General features: G+C 56.0%; 19 protein-coding genes. 4 read left to right on the forward strand and 15 right to left on the reverse strand.

The annotated features are described in order from the left end of the window. Positions 1-4: 4 nt before the first annotated feature. From H5P30_RS00580 to H5P30_RS00615, 8 genes are all read right to left on the reverse strand, one after another. Complete coding sequence (locus H5P30_RS00580) at positions 5-394, reverse strand: F0F1 ATP synthase subunit delta (RefSeq protein WP_185691025.1); 390 nt, start codon at positions 392-394, stop codon at positions 5-7. A 9-nt stretch (positions 395-403) separates the two neighbouring features. Continuing rightward, positions 404-985: a F0F1 ATP synthase subunit B gene (gene atpF, locus H5P30_RS00585; RefSeq protein WP_185691026.1), complete on the reverse strand. Its 582-nt coding sequence runs from the start codon at positions 983-985 to the stop codon at positions 404-406. Positions 986-1,067: 82 nt separating this feature from the next. After that, the gene (locus tag H5P30_RS00590; protein ID WP_185691027.1) at positions 1,068-1,292 is read right to left on the reverse strand and encodes an ATP synthase F0 subunit C; all 225 of its coding nucleotides are present in this window, start codon (positions 1,290-1,292) and stop codon (positions 1,068-1,070) included. A 101-nt stretch (positions 1,293-1,393) separates the two neighbouring features. Next, positions 1,394-2,353, reverse strand: coding sequence for a F0F1 ATP synthase subunit A (atpB, locus tag H5P30_RS00595; RefSeq protein WP_185691028.1), 960 nt, complete (start codon positions 2,351-2,353; stop codon positions 1,394-1,396). A 94-nt stretch (positions 2,354-2,447) separates the two neighbouring features. Next, on the reverse strand, positions 2,448-4,253 hold the full coding sequence (aspS, locus tag H5P30_RS00600) for an aspartate--tRNA ligase (protein ID WP_185691029.1): 1,806 nt from the start codon (positions 4,251-4,253) through the stop codon (positions 2,448-2,450). Between the two features lie 493 nt (positions 4,254-4,746). After that, a complete protein-coding gene (locus tag H5P30_RS00605; protein ID WP_185691030.1) occupies positions 4,747-4,944 on the reverse strand; it encodes a type II toxin-antitoxin system Phd/YefM family antitoxin in 198 nt (65 codons plus the stop codon). After that, positions 4,941-5,189 (reverse strand): type II toxin-antitoxin system RelE family toxin, encoded by a 249-nt coding sequence (locus H5P30_RS00610; protein WP_185691031.1) that lies wholly within the window; start codon positions 5,187-5,189, stop codon positions 4,941-4,943. Before H5P30_RS00610 ends, H5P30_RS00605 begins: the two co-directional genes overlap by 4 nt. A gap of 731 nt (positions 5,190-5,920) precedes the next feature. Then, complete coding sequence (locus tag H5P30_RS00615; protein WP_185691032.1) at positions 5,921-7,510, reverse strand: sodium:solute symporter; 1,590 nt, start codon at positions 7,508-7,510, stop codon at positions 5,921-5,923. A gap of 436 nt (positions 7,511-7,946) precedes the next feature. On the opposite strand from H5P30_RS00615, the gene H5P30_RS00620 reads away from it, so the two are divergent. Continuing rightward, positions 7,947-8,321 (forward strand): hypothetical protein, encoded by a 375-nt coding sequence (locus tag H5P30_RS00620; RefSeq protein ID WP_185691033.1) that lies wholly within the window; start codon positions 7,947-7,949, stop codon positions 8,319-8,321. A 519-nt stretch (positions 8,322-8,840) separates the two neighbouring features. On the opposite strand, the gene recD2 is transcribed toward H5P30_RS00620, so the two are convergent. Genes recD2 through frr form a run of 4 tightly spaced genes read right to left on the reverse strand, consistent with a single transcriptional unit; the run spans position 8,841 to position 13,469 of the window. Beyond that, on the reverse strand, positions 8,841-11,003 hold the full coding sequence (gene recD2 / locus H5P30_RS00625; protein ID WP_185691034.1) for an SF1B family DNA helicase RecD2: 2,163 nt from the start codon (positions 11,001-11,003) through the stop codon (positions 8,841-8,843). Then, positions 11,003-11,692, reverse strand: a complete 690-nt coding sequence (locus H5P30_RS00630) for an HAD family hydrolase (protein WP_185691035.1) — start codon at positions 11,690-11,692, stop codon at positions 11,003-11,005. The genes recD2 and H5P30_RS00630 overlap by 1 nt, the downstream gene beginning before the upstream one ends. After that, positions 11,689-12,849 carry a glutamate 5-kinase gene (proB, locus tag H5P30_RS00635; protein WP_185691036.1) on the reverse strand — a complete coding sequence of 387 codons (1,161 nt, stop codon included), beginning with the start codon at positions 12,847-12,849 and terminating at the stop codon, positions 11,689-11,691. Before proB ends, H5P30_RS00630 begins: the two co-directional genes overlap by 4 nt. Before the next feature lie 26 nt (positions 12,850-12,875). Beyond that, positions 12,876-13,469 carry a ribosome recycling factor gene (gene frr / locus H5P30_RS00640; RefSeq protein WP_343075419.1) on the reverse strand — a complete coding sequence of 198 codons (594 nt, stop codon included), beginning with the start codon at positions 13,467-13,469 and terminating at the stop codon, positions 12,876-12,878. An 88-nt stretch (positions 13,470-13,557) separates the two neighbouring features. Here frr and H5P30_RS00645 point away from each other — a divergent pair, with 88 nt between their 5' ends. Further along, positions 13,558-16,131: a hybrid sensor histidine kinase/response regulator gene (locus tag H5P30_RS00645; protein WP_185691037.1), complete on the forward strand. Its 2,574-nt coding sequence runs from the start codon at positions 13,558-13,560 to the stop codon at positions 16,129-16,131. 9 nt (positions 16,132-16,140) lie between these two features. Here the strand turns inward: H5P30_RS00645 and H5P30_RS00650 are convergent, their stop codons facing one another. Further along, positions 16,141-16,974: an HAD-IIB family hydrolase gene (locus H5P30_RS00650; protein WP_185691038.1), complete on the reverse strand. Its 834-nt coding sequence runs from the start codon at positions 16,972-16,974 to the stop codon at positions 16,141-16,143. A gap of 52 nt (positions 16,975-17,026) precedes the next feature. On the opposite strand from H5P30_RS00650, the gene H5P30_RS00655 reads away from it, so the two are divergent. Continuing rightward, positions 17,027-19,204, forward strand: a complete 2,178-nt coding sequence (locus H5P30_RS00655; RefSeq protein ID WP_185691039.1) for an HAD-IIB family hydrolase — start codon at positions 17,027-17,029, stop codon at positions 19,202-19,204. Positions 19,205-19,282: 78 nt separating this feature from the next. Beyond that, the gene (locus H5P30_RS00660) at positions 19,283-21,241 is read left to right on the forward strand and encodes an alpha-amylase family glycosyl hydrolase (protein WP_185691040.1); all 1,959 of its coding nucleotides are present in this window, start codon (positions 19,283-19,285) and stop codon (positions 21,239-21,241) included. Between the two features lie 105 nt (positions 21,242-21,346). On the opposite strand, the gene H5P30_RS00665 is transcribed toward H5P30_RS00660, so the two are convergent. Further along, positions 21,347-22,564 carry an MFS transporter gene (locus H5P30_RS00665; protein ID WP_185691041.1) on the reverse strand — a complete coding sequence of 406 codons (1,218 nt, stop codon included), beginning with the start codon at positions 22,562-22,564 and terminating at the stop codon, positions 21,347-21,349. 4 nt (positions 22,565-22,568) lie between these two features. Further along, positions 22,569-22,973: a VOC family protein gene (locus H5P30_RS00670; protein ID WP_185691042.1), complete on the reverse strand. Its 405-nt coding sequence runs from the start codon at positions 22,971-22,973 to the stop codon at positions 22,569-22,571. Between the last annotated feature and the right edge of the window lie 25 nt (positions 22,974-22,998).

The following is a 22,998-nucleotide window of genomic DNA, read 5'->3' on the forward strand; positions in this document are numbered from 1 at the left end:
GGGCTCAGCTACCAACCGCTGCAAGCCTGGATGGAATGGAAATTTCGTAAACGTCGTCACCGACTTGAACACGGGTTCCGGCGATCATGGAAGGATCTTCATGATTTTCGACGGTAATCGATCGGCCGTATTTGGCCGAGAAACGGGAGCGGATGCTCTCGATCGAGCTTTCGCTCAACGCCTTCCCCGAAGTGACCCGGGCGGTCGATGCGGCAATCTCACGCTCGGCGAGGAAAGCCAGATAGTGGAGAACGTCGCGGTAATCCCGCGGCGGCTTGGCGTGCAGGGCAGCCAGCACTTCCCCTACCTTATCGGCAGACAAAAGCCCCTCGTCATCGCGGCAAATTGCCAACAACCGGGTCGCCAGTTTTCTCGCTCGAGGATTTTTGCGCATCGTTCGGAGTTATCGGAGAGATTCGGTAAGTTCGGAGGCGGCGCGATCGCTGAAGGAGGATTTCTCCGCGTCGGATAGTTCGCGGTCCAGCACCTTGCGGGTGGTTGCCACGACCAAGCGGGTCACTTCTTCGTGAACCTCGTCGAGCATCTTCTTGCGCTCGGCGGTGAGAGATTCCTCGCCACGGCGGATGATGTCTTCGGCCTTGGTGCGGGCTTCCTCGGTCTTGGTTTCGATGAGGGCCGCAGCCTGGGCCTTGGCTTCCTTCAAAATATTTTGTGCTTCAACCGATGCCTTACGAAGGGTCTCTTCGTGACTCTTTTCGGCTTCAGCGAGCTTCGCCTTCATCTCTTCCGAGTAGCGGAGGCCGTCTTCGATCTTCGTCTGGCGCTCGGAGACCGTGCGCAGGATCGGCCGGAATGCGAGGAAGTAAAGCAGCGCAGCGACGATCAGGAAGTTGATCGTCTGCCCAAAGAAAAAGCCAGTATCCAGGCCGAAGTGTTGGACGATCGTTTGGATCGGTCCACCGGATTCACCTTCGACAGCCGGTGCGGCGGCGAGGGTGAGCTGAGTCAGGAATTGGGTGAGCATGAGAGGAAAAGGGATGACGGCCGGACGAAGCCGAAGCAAGGTCCGACCGTCAAATTCGATTCAATCGTGTGTGACAGGGAGTTTAGCCCTGGTACAGGAACAACGAGTAGAAGGCAACCGCCTCAGCGAGCGCCATACCGATGATGCTCTGCACGAGGATCGCGGTGGCAGCACCTGGGTTACGGCCGACGGCTTCAACCGCCTTCGTTCCAACGAGACCCACACCGAGGGCTGCAGCGAAGCAACCTAATCCAGCGGTGAGGCCGGCTCCAAGATCGCCAGAGAGTTCTGCAAGGATGTTCAACATAGTATTTTTGGTTTTTTAGTTAGCGTTTTTCCCGACGCCCGGCACTCGGTGAGGATTGGTTACCTCTGGCACCGGTCCCGCCGGAGAAAGTGATGAGAGGATCAATGTCCGTGTTCTTCGTCTCCGTGGTTACAGATGAGGCCGATGTAGACGGCTACGAGAAGCGTGAAAACGAGGGCTTGGACGAATCCAATGATGACCTCAAGAAAGTAGAATGGGATCGGGAGGAGGAAGGCAAAGATCCCGTGCATGCTGGTGAGCAGGTTCTCTCCCCCGAACATGTTCCCGAAGAGACGGAAAGACAGTGAAACCGGACGGAAGAGGATCGAAATGATTTCGATAAACCCTACCCCGATAAAGATAATGGTCAGGAGATAATAGACCGGCATCGGAACATTCTCCTTATCCGCCTTGTTCCCGAAAATATCCTTCACGACGCCCCTGGGACCGACGTAAACGAAGATATAATAAAGCCACGCCACCATCGAGACCGCGGCAAGGGCGAAGGTCATGTTCAAATCCGCGTTGGCCGGACGAATCACATAGCGGAAGTGATCGTGGACCTGACCTTCCTTGCGCAATTCTTTGATCATGTCCTCCCGCTCCTCAGAACCTTCGGGGAGGCTGTTGAAAGCATTCTGCTGTTCAACCGAGTCGAAATGGATCTGGACCGTATCGTGACCGATGGTCCCGACGCCCGGAAGGAGTCCGCTCCAATTCGAAATGAGAATAAAGGTGAAGAGTCCACCGAGGAGCCAGAAAGTCGGTCCCACCATTCTCTTCCCGACGATCGGAGAGATCAAATCCCGCACACCGATGACAAGAGTCTCGATGACCACCTGCCCCTTCGAGGGAACCAGGGAGATTTTTCCAACCATCAAACGGATGACGAGGATGAGGATCAGGGAAATGACCCAACTGGTCACCATCGAATTGGTAATCGCGATCCCAAAGATTTCGCCGATCTCGTAAGCGTGAGGAGATACCGCGCCATCCGCCGCAGACGCCGCGGAAGCAGACGCCAATAGGCCAGTAGCAACGAGTAGATTTCGTAATTTCATCGAGAAGAGGAAGGGGGGAAAGGTCTAAGTTATCGGAAACCTTCGACAGTCGGGTCAACTCTCAAAGGCAAATAATTCAGAAACTTTGCCGATTCTAGGAATTTTCGTCGTCGCGGACGGGTTCTACGTTGCGAATGAAGAGATCTCGGAGCTGTTTCTCGCTGACCGGAGACGGCGAGCTAGCCATGAGATCCTGGCCTTTCTGCGTCTTCGGGAAGGCGATGACGTCGCGAATACTCGGGCGGTTGGCGAGGATCGCGGTAAGGCGGTCGAGTCCAAAGGCAATCCCCCCGTGCGGAGGCGCTCCGTAGGAAAAGGCTTCGAGCATGTAGCCAAAACGTTCCTGGACCACGTCCTTCGGCAAGCCGAGAACGTCTTCGAACACTTTCTTCTGCAAATCCGGTTGGTGGATACGAATGCTCCCTCCGCCGAGCTCCACCCCATTGAGGACGAGGTCGTAGTGCTGGCCACGGACGGCCTTGGGATCAGAATCGAGAAGTTCAAGGTCTTCGGGAACCGGAGAAGTAAACGGATGGTGAGCTGCCGTGTAACGACCGGCTTCTTCATCAAAGAGCATGAGCGGAAACTCGATGACCCAGAGGAACCGATAGTCCGCCGGATCGCGGGTGATCTTTCCGCGCTTTTCAAGCAGCTTGGCCGAATCCAGGCGCACACGTCCAAGAATCGTGCAGGCCGATTCCCATTCGCCAGCGGCAAAGAAGACGACGTCGCCGTCTTCGACATTCAAGCGCTCGCGCAAAGCCTGTTGCTCTTCCTCGGAGAGGAACTTGAGGATCGGTGACTTCCACTCCCCTTTCTCCGCCTTGATGAAGGCGAGCCCCTTGGCCCCGAGAGAACGGGCGGCTTCTTCCAGCCCCTTGAGTTCGCCCTGAGTCAGATCGGCGAGCCCCTTGGCGTTGATAGCCTTGACGACCCCACCATTGGCGATCGTGCCGGCAAACACCTTGAAGCCGGACTCGGCGAAGGTGTCGGAGAAGTCGGTGATCTCCATGTCAAACCGGGTGTCGGGCTTATCGCTGCCGAACCGGTTCATGACCTCATCGTAGGAAAGACGGGGGAACGGAGTCGGAACATCGACCCCGACCGCATCCTTCCAGACCCGCTTCATCAGGCCTTCGACCAAGGCATACATATCCTCACGGTCAATGAAGGACATCTCGAGGTCGATCTGGGTGAACTCGGGTTGACGGTCGGCACGCAGGTCCTCGTCGCGGAAGCAACGGGCGATCTGGAAATACTTCTCCACGCCGGCCACCATCAGCATTTGCTTATACTGCTGCGGAGACTGAACGAGTGCGTAATACTCATTGGGGTTCAGGCGACTCGGCACCAAAAACTCACGAGCCCCCTCCGGCGTACTCTTAAAAAGAGAGGGAGTTTCGATTTCGAGGAATCCAACTTCGTCGAGATATTGGCGCACGGCCTGCGTCGCACGGTGGCGCAAGCGGAGAACCTCCAGATTGCGCGGACGGCGCAAGTCCATGTAGCGAAAACGCAGGCGCAGGTCCTCGTTCACCTTGTCCGCCTTCTCATCGTCCATGGGGAACGGCGGGGTCTTCGAGCGGTTCAAGAGCTCGACCGAAGTCGCCGAGACCTCAATCTCACCGGTCTTCATCCGCGGGTTAATCGTTTCCGGCTCGCGGAGGACGACCTCCCCTTCCACCTCGAGGACGGACTCGGTCTTAAAATGGGCAAGAGCCTCGTCAATCGTCTGATTTCCCGGGTGTACGACGACTTGGGTCAACCCTTCGCGGTCCCGCAAATCGACAAAAAGAACTCCTCCGTGGTCACGGACCGAATCAATCCAGCCGGCGAGTACTACCTGGTTTCCGGCAGCCTCTTTTCTCAGCTCTCCGCAGTTGTGTGTGCGCTTCTTCATGGCAAAAAGGAAAAAGAAAACCTGACTGCCCACTACGGCACAAGCGCAAACCTCGAAAATGCGAGGATCGAGGACGGAAGATGGAAAATTCGGGCCGCTCCAACAAATTCTCGAGGCCGAGTCTACTCCAACCCATTGCCTCTCACAAAGAGCACAAAGCTCACAGAGGTTTTTCTTGAAATGTCCGAATGGGGCCCATCCGGAAACCGGAGGCCTCACCTCACCGATTTCCTCTACTAAAAACCAAGAACTCACCAGGAGCGCTGACCTTTAGGCGATTGGCACTAGATTAAGGGCGAACCCAAATTGGGAAATCGTAATTTTTGCGTAGCCACTTGGCAAAGCGAATAATCGCAGCTTTAACCTCAGGATCTCCTCTATGTCCGCAAATTCTTAGTCCCGATCGTCTCACCATTAAAATTTCCCATACGTAATGCAGGATCACGAAGTGAGTGGCAGCGAACGGATTTGGTCACTGCATCTGGAAAGATGCTCACTCGGCAAGGAGATCAGTGCGAATCTCACTCAGAGGCGTCGTCGGGGCATCGCCTTCCGAATTCTTGGCTTCTCTCAGATCTTTCAGATCCTCGTAATTCTCAAGATTCTCCTTCATCGCCAAAAACTCCTCATAAGGTAGCACGACAAATTCCTTTTTGCCTTCTTTTTCAATGACTTGTGGATGAATACTCATAAATATGCCTCCTTTCGATGTAATACACGGTAGACCACAATTTTCCCTTCTTCAATCTCGAATAATACTCGGTAATTGCCACTGCGCATCCGATATTCCGGGGGGTGATTCGTCAATTTTTTCACATCTCCCTCCAGATTGTCCTCTATCCGCTCGATGCGTCCCACAATTCTTTCCCGCTCCTTAAGCGGGATTGATTTGAGGTCTTTGATCGCCTTGGGCTTTAGCTCAGAGGTGTATTTCATTCGTTTGCATATCAGTTGGCATCTCCTTCTCTGAGTGAAGAGATCAACCATGTTCAAATTCAGCAATTTATTGGGGCTTCCGAGGCTAGGTCTTACAGAAGAATCTGAGGTTAGAAAAGAACTCACATACTGTTTCGGAGCAATCCGAATTTCCGGAAAAACATGCTCTGGTTAATTTAATGCCTGAATTGAGAGAGAGAAACCTCCGGGACTCCCCATCGAACCCCAGTACTAGGGTCCAATCCTGCCCATTGCCTCTCACAAAGAGCACAGAGCTCACGGAGAATATTTCACGGTGCATACTGAAGGGGGTCTGATCTGAAAACCAAAAGCCTTCCCTCGCCGATTTCTTCTACTAAAAACCAAGAACCCACCAAGAGCGCTGGCCTCTAGGCGAATGGCACTGGATTAAGGACGAACCCGAACTGCTGAACCTCCCCACCAGCTGGCGCTGGTCCTCCCCTCCTACGAGTAGGAGGGGAGGGAGTTATATTGATTGGTTTCAACTCCTCCCCTGCTTGTTTAAACCTTGAGCTTGTCGATAGGCGCGGGAGGGGTTCAGGTTCAGTCCTATTATCTGCAACCAAGCTTCGTAAGACGGCTCAAACCAATGTCATTCGACCTTTAGGCTGCGCCCACCCTGCCTTTCGGCAATCTTTGTGCCCCCTCTGAGGGAAGAATCTCCACACGGCGACTGAGGACCGTCGCCCTCCCACTCTATTCTGACCGATTTACGCAAACACCCAGACGAGGGCACCGGTGGAAATTAGCAGGAGCACCGACCAGAGCCGGTAACTCTGCCACCAAGGCATCTCGGCCAGCTCCCGACTCTCGGCCCGGTAGAACTCCTTGGTCCAGACTAGGGCTTGTTTTTCTTCTGTGGGTGGTGGGCCGCTGCGACTCACGATGACGAGCACGGCCATGGAGATGACAAAGAGGATCGGCCCCACGTAGAGGAAGTGCAGATCAATCCAACCCGTCACTCCCACGAATAGGAAAAGAACCAGACCAGCACCCGTGCCCCAAAGAACGCCCATCCAGGCGCCGCGCGCATTGGCCCCTTTCCAGAAGGCTCCGGCCACATAGGCGGCCACGATCGGCGGAACGGTATAGGAGAGCACCATCTGGAGGTACTGAAAAAGCGAGGCAAAGTTCTCGATCATCGGAGCCCAGAGGGCCGCCAGCACCATAAAGCCCCCGGTCACCCAGCGACCGACCTTCATCAAGGTTGCCCCGTCGAGGTCTGGCTTCCATCGGCGGACGAAATCCATGGTGACCAAGGTTGAAGCCGCATTGAGAGTCGAATCGATTTGCGACATCAAGGCCGCGACAAACCCAGCCATCACCAGCCCCAAAAGTCCGGCTGGCAGAAGCTCGAACATCAAGGTCGGATAAACGAGATTGGGGTCCGGCAAACCGGGAAAAAGATGAATCGCCATCGTCCCCGGCAAAACCATGAGGAAGAGAACCGGGAGTTTGAGAAAGGCGGCAAAAATCACCCCCCATCGTCCGTGATTCACGTTTTTTGCGCTCAGAACGCGCTGGGCCATGAATTGGTTCGTGCACCAAAAATAGAATCCCAACAACGGCACCCCGGTCAGCAATCCAAGCCAGGGCACCCCCGGATCTCCGAGAGGACGGATGAGGCTGAGCTGCGCCGAATCAATGCCCTCGGTCATCCCCGACCATCCACCCACCTCCTGGAAGGCGGTAACGGAAATAACCACCGCCCCAATGAGGAGGAGAATGGTTTGCAGCGCGTCGGTATAGATGACTGCCGCCAGTCCCCCGGCAATCGTATAGAGCCCGGCCACTACCGCGAGGACGGCTATGGTCACCGCAATATCGAGCTCGGGAAAAACCAGCTTCATCAGCAAGGCTCCCGCGAACAGGCTTCCGGCCGTATCGACAATGATGTTCAGGAAGAGAGTCAGCCCTGAAAAGTAGAGCCGCAGGCGTCCATCAAAACGCTTCTCCAGGAATTCCGGGAGAGTGAAGACTTGGGACCGCAGAATGAACGGAAGAATAAAAAAGGCGAAGATGACCAAGACCACCGAGGCCATCCACTCATAGTTAAAAACCGAAATTCCCTTGTCGTAGGCATCGCCGGCCAAGCCAATGAGGGTCGTCGAGGAAATATTGGAGGCGAAGAGCGAGACCCCGATCAACGGCCAGATCATCCCCCGCCCCGCCAAAAAATAATCCTCCGCCGAATGATTCTTCCCCGCCAACCGAATCCCGATGCCGAGAACAACGAGAAAATAAACGCCGATCAAAACCAGATCAATGGTCGCGAGCTCATAATGGGGTGGTTCGCTCATATAACTATAAGAGGCTCAAGCGATGGAAGATGGCAAAAGGTTTTTGAATGGGGAGAGCTACGTAGGTGGGTGAAGGGAGTTCGGGCTTGAATCAAAGGTGAACCTTTGTTCACTTAATCATGTTTACGATTCGATGGTTATGAGGATTCAAAACGGTTCTGATTGGATGCGCGTACCACAGGCTGCCAGCCTGTGCACCGATCCTACGCGAACAGGCAAGCTGCCTGTTCTACACTTCCGTTCAAACGTACCACAGGCAGCTAGCCTGTGCACCGATCCTGCGCGAACAGGCAAGCTGCCTGTTCTACATTCCCGTTCAAACGTACCACAGGCTGCCAGCCTGTGTTCTCCCATCAAAAACTCTCCCGCTCCAAAACCTCCACCTAACGACGGCTATTTCAATCCCCGCCAAGAGATTGCTGTTTCCCGGCGAAATTTGCCGCATTGGCGGCAGGAAGACTCTTGGTATTTTCTTACCTACTGTCTCGCCGATTCCCTTCCGCGACACGTTCTGTCTTCACTGAAAAGCCAACGGGAGCGCTGGCTGAAGGCACATCCGAGACCTTGGACCGCGGAAGAGGCCGCGGAATACGGAAATCGCTTCGGCAACCGAATCGATGAACTGCTCGATGCGGGTTCCGGTGCGTGCTGGCTGCGACGCAGCGAAATCCAATCCGTGATTGAGGAATCACTCCACTACTTTGAAAACCAGCGATACACCCTTGATCGCTGGGTAGTGATGCCCAACCACGTCCACGTTCTCGCCAAACCTCAGGGTCAATCCGAGATCGAAAAGATCCTCCACACCTGAAAGTCGTATACCGCGACACGGATCAACCAAATCCTTCGTCTTTCCGGACCTTTCTGGCAGGACGAAACCTACGACCACTTGGTGCGCAATCGCAGTGCGTTCTGGAGAATCCGGGAATACATTCGGCAGAACCCAGTCAAAGCCGGTTTGCGGGAAGGGGAATGCTTGACGTCTTCGGAGGGAGATTGAAGCGCAGATGCGGCCTTTCATGGCTAGAGGGGAAACAGGCTGGCAGCCTGTTCTACTTTTGCGGAATCCGCCCGTACCACATGCTGCTAGCCTGTGTGTCTTCGGTTTATGCAAGGGGAACGCACTTATCCAACGTGCAAACAGGCTGGCAGCCTGTTCTACTTTTACGGTATCCGCCTCGTACCACAGGCTGCCAGTCTGTGTGTCTTCCATTCGCACGCGAACCGCACTTGCCAAACGCGCAAACAGGCAAGCTGCCTGTTCTACACTTCCGCTCAAACGTACCACAGGCTGCTAGCCTGTGATTTTCCTCCTTTCCTGCCCTTCCCTCTATCCGGAGTTTCGGATTTTTCGGACTTGGTCGGTTAGGCGTTTTTGGTCGTTACTTTGCCTGACAGCCATGGCGTAGGCATCGGGGTCGCCGACGAAGAAGACTGCGCGCTTGCCCCGGGTCAGGGCGGTGTAGACTAGGTTTCTTCGCAGGAGAAGGAAGTGCTGTTTCATGAGGGGGAGGACGAGAACCGGGTACTCGCTCCCTTGGCTTTTGTGAACCGTGATCGCATAGGCCAATGAGAGGTCGCCGAGATGACCTTTGTCCACCGTGACCCGATTTCCAGTGAAATCGATTTCTAAGGCACCGTTGCCCAGATCGGTTCGGAGGACAATGCCGAGGTCTCCATTATAAATCCCGAGGTCGTAGTTATTACGGGTCTGGATCACTTTGTCGCCAACCGCAAACAAGCCGCCCTCCCCGGCCCGCTGGCCATTGAGACGCTCCTTGATCCGCTGATTTAGATTGGCCACTCCGATTGTGCCTTTGTGCAAGGGACAGATGACCTGAATGTCACGCACTGGATCGATTCCCGGCATGGCCTTGGGGATGTAATCCATCAAGCGCAAGACGCGGTCGAGGCAGGTATCCGGATCCTCGCCGAGCACCCACTGCACATCCCCATCGATCTCGGGGCGCGCAGGTGCGTTGCCCTTGGCGAAGGGAAAGGCCGGATTGCCGCCCAACACCTGATAGGCCAAATCGACGATTCGGCTTCCTCCCTCCTGGCGGAAGACCCGATTGAGCCGAACGACCGGGAAGCGCTCGGATTCGATCAGATTGCGCAAGACATCCCCGGGCCCGACGGAGGGCAATTGGTCCGCATCGCCCACGAGGAGAACGCTGGCCCCCGGCGCAATCGCGGCGAAGAGCGATGCGGCCAGACGCACATCGAGCATACTCACCTCATCGACGATGACAAAGTCCAACGGGAGCGTCTTCTTCTCGTGGTGAACGAAGCCTCCGGTGGCATGATCATGTTCGAGGAGGCGATGAATCGTCTTCGCGGGAGCTCCCGTTGCCTCACTCATCCGCTGGGCGGCACGGCCTGTCGGCGAAGCCAGCCCCACCCGGACTTTCTTGGCCTGGAGGATCGAGACAAGGGCACTGAGAATCGTGGTTTTTCCAGTCCCAGGACCGCCAGTGAGAATCGTCATTCTCCCTTTCAGCGCGGTCTTCAATGCTTCGACCTGCTCGGGGGCAAAGGCGAAGCCTGCACGTTCGGCGGCCCACTCGACCGCTTTCTCCACTTGGATTTTCGGCAGCGCCGAGTTGGCCCAGACCAGATTCAGAAGAGACTTCGACAAGCGAGCCTCCGCACGAAAGAGATCCGGACGTTGAATCAAAGTATCCGATTCGATCCCCACGAGTTGCTCATCTTTGAGCGCCCGCTGCAGGACCGGCTCTACCGAATCTCCGGGCAGGCCGAGGATTTCGGAAGATCGTGCGAGGAGATCTCCCCGGACCAAAACGGTATGCCCCTCCTCCGATGCCGCCTGGAGCGAATACGACAGGGCGGCCATAATGCGGTCCGGCCCGTCGCTCGGTAGGCCGAGATTGACCGCGATCTGATCGGCCGTGCGAAATCCGATGCCCTCGATCTCATCGGCAAGGCGATAAGGGTTGGCCCGAAGGATCTTCTCCGTGCTCTCTCCGTAGCGTTTGACGAGACGCAGACATTTCGCCGCCGACACGCCGTAGGTCTGGAGAAAAATCATCACCGAGCGAAAGGTGCGATGCTCCTCCCAGCCTTCTTTAATCTTCCGCGCCCGCTCCTTCCCAATGCCCGGCACCTCCCGCAAGCGCGAGGATTTCGTCGAGATCACGTCGAGGGTTTCCTTCCCAAAATGATCGACGATCTTCGCGGCGTAGGTCTTCCCAATACCGGGAATGAGACCACTGCCGAGATACTTTCGGATCCCATGGACTGACGAGGGCAGGTGCGATTGAAAATCCGAAACCCGAAACTGCTTCCCGTGCCGCGGGTGACTCACCCACTCTCCCCGCAGGATCAACGATTCGCCGCATTGCACTCCGGGCAAGACCCCGGTCACGGTCACCTTCTGTCGGCTGTCTTCCGGTGAAAATTCAGCGACCAGATACTGCTTCTCCTCATTCGAGAAGACGATGCGCTCAACGGTCCCCTTGAGCTGATCGGCCATTACGGAGAGGACGGGCCGGCCGCCATTTCCTCGCCAAACAATTCTCTGCCCAGAGCCGCCATATCGGTGAAGACCCAGTCTGCCGGGGTTTCCTGAAGCTGCTCACTCGTGTGACTCCCCGTCGCCACAACCGCGACCCAAAGGCCTCGCACTTTGCCCCCCTCGACGTCGAACGGCGAATCACCGATCATCAAAGTCTCTGCAGCCTCCGAACCGACCGTTTCCAATACGTGATCGGTGAACTCGGGCTCGGGCTTGCGAAAGGCTGTATCTCCCGCACCGACGATGGCCTGAAAATAGCGGGCCAGATCAATGTGCTCAAGAACCGCCCGGGCGTGCTCCCCTTTTTTATTTGTGAATACCGAGACCGGGACTCCCTGCGAAGTCAGGGCCTCCAGCAGATCCCGCACCCCCGGAAGGATGGAAACTTTCTCCAGCATCACTTCGGAAAAACGCTGGTCGAACAATTCCAGCGCCTTCTCGTAAGTTTCGTCAGAGGCATCGTCCCCGATCAATCGACGCATGGTCACCGGAACCGAGCCGCCCACCGTCGCCTTCACCTTTTCCAGACTCGCGGGCGGAAGCCCCAAGGTGTTCTGGGCAAAGTTGTAGGCTTCGTGAATCGCCTCAAAGTGATCGATGAGGGTTCCATCCAAATCGAACAGAATGTGGGAAAATGACTTCTTCATGTGGACTCGGTTTCGCTCTCGGATTCAGATTGGAAATGCGGAACTTCGTCCAGAAGCACCAACTCGTTGCGGTGGACCACTTCGTATTGCTTTCGGTCGGGAAGAAGCTCGCGGAGCTCCTCCGAGCGGCGGCCAGAGACCTGGTTCAACTCCTCGGGAGAGTAGGCAATGACTCCGTGGGCGAAGGTGTGGTCGTCCTCATCCCGGATTTCAATGACCGAGCCTTCTTCAAACTTTCCGCCGCAACTGGTCACCCCACTGGCGAGTAGACTCGTCCCCTTCTCACAAACAGCCTCGGTTGCCCCTGCATCGATCTGAATCCAGCCAGTGGGTCGATCAAAGAAAGCGAGCCAGCGCTTGCGGGAGGTCAGTGTTTCCTCCCCGGGGAGAAAGAGGGTCCCGGAAACGTCGGTCCCGGAGAAACGCCGGAGGAGCTTGGGGTTGGTCCCACTGCCGATAATCACGCCGCACCCGGAGCGATTGGCAATCCGGGCGGCCCGTATCTTGGTCACCATCCCGCCGACCGCAGTCGGGCTGTTCGTTCCGCGGGCCATCGCCTCAATTTCCGGAGTGATCGAACGGATGACCGGCTGCAATTCTCCGGTATCCAGATTCAGGAGACCCGGAGCCGTGGAGAGGATAAAAAGAAGATCGGCCTTGATGAGCGAGGAGACCAACGCACTGAGAACATCATTGTCCCCAAAGCGAATCTCTTCAGTGCTGAGGCAGTCGTTCTCGTTGACGATCGGAACCACACCGAGGGCGAATAACCGCTCCATCGTGTCCTTCACGGCCACGTGACGGCGACGGCCCCGGAGATCTTCCCGGGTGAGAAGGATCTGAGCCACCTTGTGCCCAAATGGATCCATGCACTCCTGCCAAGTCTGGGTCAGAATGCTCTGACCGACGGCCGCGCACGATTGCAACGTCGGCAGATCGGTAGGACGCCGTGAAAACCCCAAGTGCTTCATCCCGAGGCCAACGGCCCCGGAGCTCACCACGCAGACATCGACGCCGGCTTTCCGGGCATCGTCGACCTCACGGCAAATGGAGGAGATGCGGGCGCGATCTACCCCACCCTCGGCATCCGTCAAAATGCCGGTGCCGAGTTTGACGACGATTCTACGGAAGGACCGGGCGAGAAATTCCTCGGGCATATTCCGTGCGGGTCGCTCGCGGATCCTTAGACCCGGAGGAGCTCCTTTTCCTTGTGCGTAACGGCCTCGTTGATCTTCTCAACGAAATCGTCGGTCGTTTTCTGAATCTCCTTTTCCACGCGCTTCACGTCGTCTTCGGAGAGACTCTCTTCCTTCTCGGCAATCTTCAAAGCGTCCATCGCATTGCGGCGAGCCTGACGCACACTGATGCGGCCATCCTCTGCATGCTTGTGGGCGACCTTTACCAGTTCCTGACGACGCTCTTTACTGAGCTCGGGGATGTTGAGGCGGACTAGGGCTCCGTCGACCACCGGATTGATGCCGAGGTTCGCCTTCTGCAAGGCCTTCTCCACGTCCTTGATCACCGTTTTGTCCCACGGTTGAATCTGAATCGTGCGGGCATCCGGGGTGGTGATGGCGGCAATATCGCGGAGCGGCATCGAAGAGCCATATGACGAAACCTCAATGACGATCCCTTCGACCATGGCCGGAGACGCCTTCCCCGTGTGGAGGGAATTGAATTCCGCCAGAGTGTGTTCAAGGGCCTTTTGGGTTTCGGCAACCTGCTTCTTTTGAATCGTGTCGGTGTCCATGCCCAACAATGTAGCGCGGGTTTCCACGGACTGACGAGAGGTTTTTTTACAAAAGAACCTCTTCAAATCCCCCATTGCCAGAGCAGTATGGTTGCTGTAACTTATTTTTAGCAAGATGGCGAAATTCTCTACAACCCGCCTCGTTCGCGAAAATGGCCCCCTCCTTCTCGCTCTGGCCCTGAGCGCTGTCTTTTGGTTGATTACCTCACTATCGAAGGAAACATTTTATCAAAACGAGCAGGTACCTCCAGCCCTGCGAGTCGGGGGAATTGCCGCAATTTTATTTTTCGGAGTCATCCTCCAGGTCATCCTGCGGTCTCTGAGTCAGAGCAGAGCCGATCTCCGAGACGAACTCGGGTTTTTCAGCACTATTTTTGCGGAGGGCCCCACTCCCGGGCTGGTTATCGATGGAGAAAGCGGAAAGATCATCGACGCAAATCAAGCGGCGTCCCGTTTATACGGATGGTCGATCGAAAGTCTGCGGCAAAAAAACATGATGGACCTTGCCGTCGTCAACGAGGAGGCAGTCAAAAACCGGCTTCTCGAAATATCGCAGCATAGAAGCCTCCGATTCCGGACAAAAAATTATCTCCAAAGCGGGCGAATCTGCCCTGTTGAAATTGATGCAACCTTTCTGGATCTCAGTTCACGTAAAACTCTCGTATGCTTGGTTCGAGATTTAAGTACAGAAGAGGAGGTCCAACGTTCCCTTGAGGAGCAAAGGCTGATCACCGAAAGCCTCTTCGAATCGGCCCGGGTCGGTTACTGGGACTGGAATCTTACCACTCAACGAGTTTATCTCAGCCAACAGTTGCTGCAAATGATCGGCATCTCCGAGAACAGCGAGAAACCGCTCCCGGCCAACTGGGAAGACCTGGTCATGGAACAAGATCTACCCAAAATGATGTCCGAATACCAAAGCCACATCGATAGCCGGGGAGAATACCCGTTTTTCTGCGAGATTCGGTACCATCAAAAAAGTGGCAATCCGATTTGGATGATCTGCACGGGAAAAGTCATCGAGTGGGATACCGACGACCAGCCTGTTCGCATGGTCGGGTGCAACATAGACATCTCCGAGCGCAAGACCAACGAGCAGCACCTTTTTCTCGCGAACCGCGCTCTTAACTCAATTCGCGCGGGCGTCACCATTTCCAGGGCGGCGAACGACTACCCCATCCGATACATAAACCGATCCTTCGAAAACCTTACGGGCTATACTCATGATGAGGTTATCGGGAAAAATTGCCGCTTTCTCCTCCGGGATGACTACGACCAAGAGGCCTTGACAACGGTCAGAAAGGCTCTTCGGGAGAAAACCAACTGCCAGGTCGTTCTCAGAAACTATCGCAAGGACGGCTCCCTTTTCTGGAATCGCCTCACCATCTCACCGGTCTTCGACCACAATGGCGAATTGACCCACTTTGTAGGGACCCAAGAGGATGTCTCGAAAGAAATCGCGGCCCAACAAGAGCTCGTGCTAGCGAAAGAATCGGCCGAGCGCGCCAACCACGTCCGAGACGAGTTTTTGGCGATGATGAGCCATGAACTCCGCACGCCCTTGAATCCAATCATCGGGCTCGGTACTTTCCTACTCGATGAAACCGACGATCCCGATAAGAAGGACATGCTCAAGACGATCGTCGAATCGGGCTACCGCCAGCTCGGTTTGGTCGAAAACCTACTGTCCATCTCAGACCTCGCCAGCATGCGCCCGACGGAGAGACAACAGTCCCTCGACATTCAGGACCTGTTGGATGCGGTCATCGCGACAAACCATCGCAAGCTGAAGCCCGGAGTGAAGATCCAGACGGATATGGATCATTGCGATCCGGAGGTCTGGATCCGCGGCACCGAAAAACACCTCGAGCAGATGCTCGATCATCTGGTCGAAAACGCCTGCAAATTCAGCGAACACGGAGTCATCACCCTCCGGGCCTACACCGATCGACCCACCCAAGAGAATCGCAATCTGTATTTTGAAATCCAAGACCAGGGGGTCGGCATCTCGGAAGATGCCCTAGAGCGAATCTTTCGCCCCTTCGAGCAGGAGGACTCCTCCTCAAAACGAAAATTCCAAGGAGCGGGACTCGGCCTGGCGATCGCCAAAAAGATCGCCCTCATTCTCGGAGGAGACATCACCGTCTCCAGCGAAGTAGGAGCAGGATCCCGCTTTCTCTGCCGGATCCCACTGATTGAGAAGCCGACCGACGTCGCACCTCTGCCAGAGCCGATTCAGCCCAAGCCTCGGCCCAATTCAGCGGAGACGGGACGGCCCACCATTCTCATTGTCGAAGATCAGGAGTCCAATGCCTTTTTTGTCCAAAGCTTTTTGAAGCGGAAGGAAATGTCGACGATCCTCGCCGTCGACGGAGAGATGGCTGTCGCCGAGTTCGCGAAGAACGACTGTTCCGCAATCATTCTCGATCTTCACATCCCGGTGCTGGACGGATACGAAGTCCTCAAACGCATACGGGCCACCGAAAAAGGGGAAAACACCCCAGTCATCGTGGTCACTGCCGATGTGAATCCTGAGATCCCCGTCCGCTGCCGCGAACTCGGGGTCACCGCTTGTTTGACCAAACCGTTCGACATCAAGGAATTCTACAAAATTCTTCAGGATTCCCTCGGCGAACGACCCGATCAAAGCGAAACTCCGGAGCCCTCTCGTTCGCAACTCAAGGAGTAATCCGGCGCCCTACTTCTCTTGGGGAAGCAAGCCAAAGTGCCGGCACCCCTCTAGCACTCCGCTGGTGGCGAAAGCCTTCGCCGCATAAAACCGCTCTGAAGCCCCATTGGCCTTCATCTCTTGGGCAACCTTCTCCACCAGCTCGGAAGCGGCGTTTCCTACTGCAATCGACCGAAATCCAGCCACGAGCGCCGCATAATCATTCCCGGAATCCCCGGAAAAGACCAGCTCCTCCGGTCGAAAATCCGCGTGGGTCGCGAGCCAAATCAGGGCGTAGGCTTTCGAAACTCCAGCCGGGAGGAGATCGAGCAATCCATTCTGATTAAAAGGATCGACGCTTCCCATCGCCAAAAAGGGAAGCCCCTTTTCTTCGCAAGCGCGTCCCATTTCCCGAACCAACTCATCTACGCGCGAGTTGTCGGCAAAGTAGCTAATCTTAAAGGGACCTTGGCTTTCTGCCCCCTGCAACTCCAATCCATCGATCCCCGAAACCGCCTCCTCGACATCAGTGCGGTCGATCCCTCCCGACTTTTCGGAGAGGTGGTCGACATAGGGCTGGTAAAGCTCATAGCCGCCCCCCTTCGCCCGATAGATCGAAGTGCCGACATCGCAAATCAACCATTGAGGCTGCGGGAGGCCGAACTCCTCAATCGCCTCTAAAACCGACTCGAAATGGCGGCCGGTGGCAAAGACGACTTCTCTGCCCCCACTCTCGAGGCCCTTCTTCAGGATTTCCAGGTCTTCTCGATTCTCCGGACAATCCGGTAAAGGGATCAGAGTCCCGTCGAGGTCCGTGCCGAGAACTCGCACATCCAAATTAGATTCAAGGTTGAAAAGATTCATTCGACACAGAATAGTGAATGAGCGTTCCCTTCGGAACCTCTAAATTACCACTATGAGCCAGAAAAAAGGAATTCGAATCGCACTTCTCAGTCTCCACGGTCTGATCCGTGGCGAAAATCTCGAGCTGGGACGTGACGAGGACACCGGCGGCCAAACAAAATATGTTGTCGAGCTAGCCCGCGCTCTTGCCGAGCGCCCCGATGTTGCCCGGGTCGATCTGATCACCCGGCAGATCATAGACGATCGCGTCTCCGACGACTACGCCCAACCGGAGGAATCCATCGGGAACAATGCCTACATCATCCGGATTCCCTTTGGGCCCCGACGCTACCTCTACAAGACCAAGCTCTGGCCCTACATGGAGGTATTTGTCGACCAATGCCTCAACTACTTTCAGCGGAACCGCGCCGTTCCCGATATCATCCACGGTCACTACGCCGACGCAGGATACGGAGGAGCCCAACTGGCTAGACTTCTCGGCATTCCCTTCGTCTTCACCGGTCACTCTCTTGGCCGAGTCAAGAAAGAGCGCCTCATCGAAAGCGGAGTCGCGCAAAAGAAGATTGAATCGAACTATCGCATCACCCGCCGTATCGAGGCCGAAGAATTCGCTCTCGAAACCTGCTCGCTGATCATCACCAGCACCCACCAGGAAGTCCGGCAGCAATACGAGAAATATGACCACTACATTCCGGAACGGATGGAAGTGATCCCCCCCGGAGTGAATCTCGAATCGTTCCACCCGCCGCGGGAGGACGACGAGGAGCCCGAGATCGCCCAGAAGATCAATCTCTTCTTCGACGATCCCTCGAAGCCGATGATCGTCGCCATGGCCCGTCCCGACGAGCGTAAGAACCTCGAACGCCTCGTCCTCACCTACGGGGAATCTCCCCAACTTCAGAGGGAGGCCAATCTCGTTCTCATCATGGGAAGCCGGACGGACATCCGCGAGATGCCCTCCGGCCAGCGCGCGGTCCTGAACAACATTCTCACCCTCATCGACGTTTACGACCTTTACGGCAAGGTGGCCTATCCGAAGCACCACCGCTCAGATGACGTCCCAGAGATCTACCGGATGATCACCCGCAACCGCGGTGTCTTCATCAACCCGGCCATGACCGAGCCCTTCGGGCTGACGCTGCTCGAGGCGGCGGCCAGCGGTGTGCCCATCGTCGCTACCAACGATGGGGGTCCGAGCGACATCATTGCCAACTGTAAGAACGGGATCCTCATCGACCCATTCGATACAGATTCGATTGAGAAAGCCCTACTCCGCGCTCTCACCGAGCCGGAGACTTGGAACGAATGGTCGCGCACCGGTTACGACAACGTCCACAAATACTATTCCTGGCAGCGCCACGCCGAGCGATACATTCGCGACGTGAACGAGGTCCTTGACGTCTTCAAGAGCTCACCGTCGATCACCAACCGTAAGAAGACCCGCCCTCTGACCGGAGTGGACCGGATCGTAATCGCCGACATCGACAACACCCTCACCGGCAACGATGAGGCGATGCGCGAGTTCTTCGACCTTCTCGAAAACACCGAGACCGGCGTCGGATTCGGAATCGCGACGGGCCGCCGCTTCGAAGAAGTGATGCGCCTAATGGACGAGCACCACCTGCCACAGCCGGAGGTCATCATCACCTCCGTCGGCACCGAGATGTATTACGGGAAAAACCTGACGCCGGACGCCAGCTGGCGGAAGCACATCGACTTCCGCTGGGAACCGGAAAAGGTCCGAGCTGCTCTCGATTCGATCAAGGGACTATACCCGCAAGAGGAGCACGAACAATCCACCTACAAGATTAGCTACGGAATCGATTTCTCCGAATCTCCGAGCGTTGCCACAATCCGCCGAATCCTTCGTGAAAACGGAATCCGGGTGAAGGTCATCGTCTCGCTGGGCATGTTCCTCGACATCATTCCCGCCCGAGCTGGCAGTGGACTCTGCATCCGGCACATGGCCTTTAAGTGGGGCTTCCCCCTCGAGCATATCCTCGTCGCCGGAGACTCGGGCAACGACGAAGAAATGCTCGCCGGAAACACCCTGGGCGTGGTCGTGGGGAACTACAGCAAGGAGCTGGAGAAACTTCGCAAGTATCCACGCATCTTCTTCGCCGAGAAAGAGCATGCAGCCGGTATCGTGGAAGGCATTGAATACTACAACTTCCTCGACAAGATCCAGATTCCCAACGACCGCAACGTCGAACCGGAACAGTCAGAGTAATCCAAACTGATTGGATCATCGCCCACGCACAAGCGAAGCATTACGAACCGCTAAAGAAATAGACTGCCGGTGAATTTGATGGAAGAAAGCCGTCTCGAGTACGAGGCGACCCGTTCCCTTCGACGTATCCGTCCCAAGATCACGAGACGCATTGAGGAAGAAACTCAAAGCGATCTTGAGAGGGCGCGATTGCACGAGACGATCGACTATCGTCTCGACGAGCACTGGCTCACCCTATTCCGCCTCCTCTACCAGCTCTACGGACATCACTACGATTTCTTCTACTACTTGGAAGATATCGCGCTGACGGCCGTCGACTCTTGGCTCGCACGCCCGCGAGATCTGAAGGAGCTGGATCAGCGGCGTGAGAACGATCCGGGATGGTATCTTTCCGAACGAATGGTCGGAGGATCCCTCTACGTCGACCTCTTCAGTGGAGATTTGGTCAAATTGCGCGATGCGATTCCCTACTTGCGGGACTTGGGCCTGACCTACCTTCACCTCATGCCTCTCTTCGCCTCCCGCCCAGGAAATAGCGATGGGGGCTATGCCATCAGTGATTACCGAGCCGTCGACCCACGGTTGGGCACGATTGAAGATCTTCAAGCTCTCGCCAACGATCTTCGGGAAGTCGGCATCTCTCTGGTTCTCGACTTCGTATTCAATCACACCGCTGACGACCACTTGTGGGCGATCCGTGCGCAGGAGGGTGAACAGGAGTTTCTCGACTATTACCGGACCTTTCCCGACCACTCGATCCCGAGCCAATACGAGAGGACTCTACGCGAGATCTTCCCATCCGTGCGTCGGGGTAACTTCACGTGGGATGAAACCTTGAAGCGTTGGGTTTGGACGACTTTCAATAGCTTCCAGTGGGATCTCAATTACGACAACCCGGAGGTCTTCCGCGCCATGGCCTCCGAGATGCTCTTCCTGGCCAACACCGGAGTCGAAATTCTCCGCCTCGACGCGGTCGCCTTCATCTGGAAACAGATGGGCACCACCTGCGAAAACCTTCCCGAGGCGCACCTTTTGATCCAAGCGTTCAATGCGGTCTGTCGGATCGCCGCCCCGGGGCTCGTCTTCAAATCAGAGGCAATCGTCCACCCGGACGAGGTCGTCAAATACATCGACGCCAAAGAGTGTCAGATCTCCTATAACCCGACCTTTATGGCCCTCCTCTGGGAGGCCATGGCTACCCGTGAGACCAAACTTCTCGAACGCTCGATCTCACACCGCTTTCAGCTGCCCCCGGGCACGACTTGGCTCAATTACCTCCGCAGTCACGATGACATCGGATGGTCCTTTGACAACGGAGACTGCTGGGAGGTAGGGATCAATCCCGACGGGCATCGCGACTTCCTCAACCGGTTCTACACCGCCCGCTTCCCGGGAAGTTTTGCCCGCGGAGTCCCATTCCAGCACAACGTCGATACGGGGGACATGCGCATCTGCGGCACCATGTCCTCCCTCGCCGGCCTTGAAGAAGCGATTACGGAAAAGGATCCGGCCCTCCTGGATATGGCCGTGCGCCGTATGCGCATGGTTTACGGCGTCCTCTGTGCCGCCACGGGCATCCCCCTGATTTTCATGGGCGAGGAATGGGGCCTCCTCAATGACTACGACTTTGAGAAAGACCCGGACAAAGGGGACGACAGCCGCTGGGTTCACCGAGTCAAGATGGACTGGAGCCTCACACGCGAACTGAAGAAAAAGAAGTCCGTCCCCAAAGAGGTCTTCCTCACTCTTCAGCAACTGTTCTCCACGCGAAAAGAGATCCCGGCCTTCCGCGGCAATCGGATGCGTTTGCTCTACATGGTCAATCCTCATGTTCTCGGCTTCATCCGTTGGCACGACGCCAGCTTTGCCGCCATCCTCGCCAATTTTTCCGAGAAACCGCAGGAGATCGATCTTTCCGAACTCCGCACGATCGGCATGGGTCACTTCGTGAAGGACGCCCTCTCCGACCGCGAATTCAGTACGCGTAAGCTCGCCAAACTCGAGCCCTACGACCTTCTCTGGCTCGGAGAAGAATAAGCCACTCCGAAAGAAGCGAATGCTTTTCGGAGGGTTCAAAGAAACTTCTATCGAAGTTCCTCTACGAAAAATACCTCTCTACAAGCACACCCTCGCCTAAGAAGCCTAATTTCTCACCTCTCGACCCGTTTTTCCCAAAAAACCGATCAAGACAAAGATGAAGAAATACGCCAGCGGTACGAGGTAGAAGGCGGTGGCCAGACTCCCCGCAAGGTCTCCCCAGAATCCCATCAAATAGGTAAAGACCCCGCACCCGGGGACTCCTGCGCAGGATAGCAGAATAAGGAGCATGGTCTCATCCAATTCCGGCAAACGCTCAGCGGCGTGACTCTGGATACTGGGCCAGAAGGGAGCGGTCGCCAGACCCGAGAGAAAGAGGAGCAGATAGAATTGATAAAGCTCCGTGACCCAAGGCAAAAAGACGGTCACCCCGGTTCCGAAAACGGCCGCAATCAGGATCATCTTCCTCAGTTTTGCCTGGGGGACAAAGTAGCCCGCGCCCAGTCTCCCGATAACCATCGCCAAGGCAAAAATGGCGACACCGATTCCTCCGCCCCAAGCCGTTTCTCCGAAATGCAGCTGGATGTGGCTCGCACTCCAAAAGGTCAGACAAAACTCGCCTCCTCCGGCCAAAAACATCGCCCCGTAGAAGACCCAGAACCTCCGGCTCCGCGCGATTTTTCGGATCCGCTGCCAGATTTCGCGAACATCGGCCCGCTCCGCACTCTCTGCAGAATGCATCCCCGCGGGAGTTGGCCATAGGATCAGCAATGCAGCGAATGCCCCGACCCCGGAAACCACTGCGGTCAAGACTCTCCACGAATAACCGGCGGCCAGCATCCAACCTGCCACGACCACCGTGACCAGGATCCCCACCGACCAGAAGGCGTGGGAAATGTTGACGTATCGGCCCGGCTCACGCGGATGTAGGTTTTGCACAAAGGGAGTCGCCAGCCCCTCAATGACCCCTTCCCCGAGACCAGCGAAAAGCATAGCGAGAAACAAAAGGCCATATCCAGGCGACAAAGCGCAAAGCAGAATCCCCACGCTCATCAACAGCACCGAAGTTCCGAGGGTCCGGCGTGTTCCCCAGCGCCCGGCCACAAAACCGACGAGGAGCATTGCGACGACCATCGTGACCGTCCGGCCAAAGTGGAGTCCTCCCCCCGCCGTCATCCCGCCCGAAGCCAGATCAAAGTTCAACTCACGCGCGAGCTCGATCAGACAGACCGGGACCACGACTGACCCCGCTGCATAAGCAAAAAACGTCAGGTAGGCCGCGAAATCATAGCGGCCCAGGGAAAGCTTTCGCCCAGCCGACACGGTCTCACCAATTTACGTGGCAGGTGCCTCCGTTGAGCTGAAGACTCTCTGCGGTGTATTCGTGCAGCTCAATCTGGACCCCACTGGGATCGGTAAGCCAAGCCTGCCAAGAATGGTCTGCCCCCATCTTCTTCTCTCCCACTTCGTATCCGGCCGCTTTCACCCGCTCCAGGACGGCATCGATGCTCGAAACCTCGAGCGCAAAATGACCGATATTGCCCGGCTCTCCCGATTTTCCAGAAAAGACTTCGATGAAGGTGTTCCCTCCAAATTTGAGATAAAAACCAAATAGCTCCCCGTCGCGGATAAACTCAAAGCCCTTCTCCAACCCGAGACCCTCTTGATAGAAACGCAAGGTCTCAGACAAGCTTTCCGAATGGATGCAGATATGGGCCAAATGTTTGATCATGAATGTCAAAGATGGAGATAGGACA

Origin of the sequence: Puniceicoccus vermicola (assembly GCF_014230055.1) — a bacterium.
Classification (GTDB): Bacteria; Verrucomicrobiota; Verrucomicrobiia; order Opitutales; family Puniceicoccaceae; genus Puniceicoccus; species Puniceicoccus vermicola.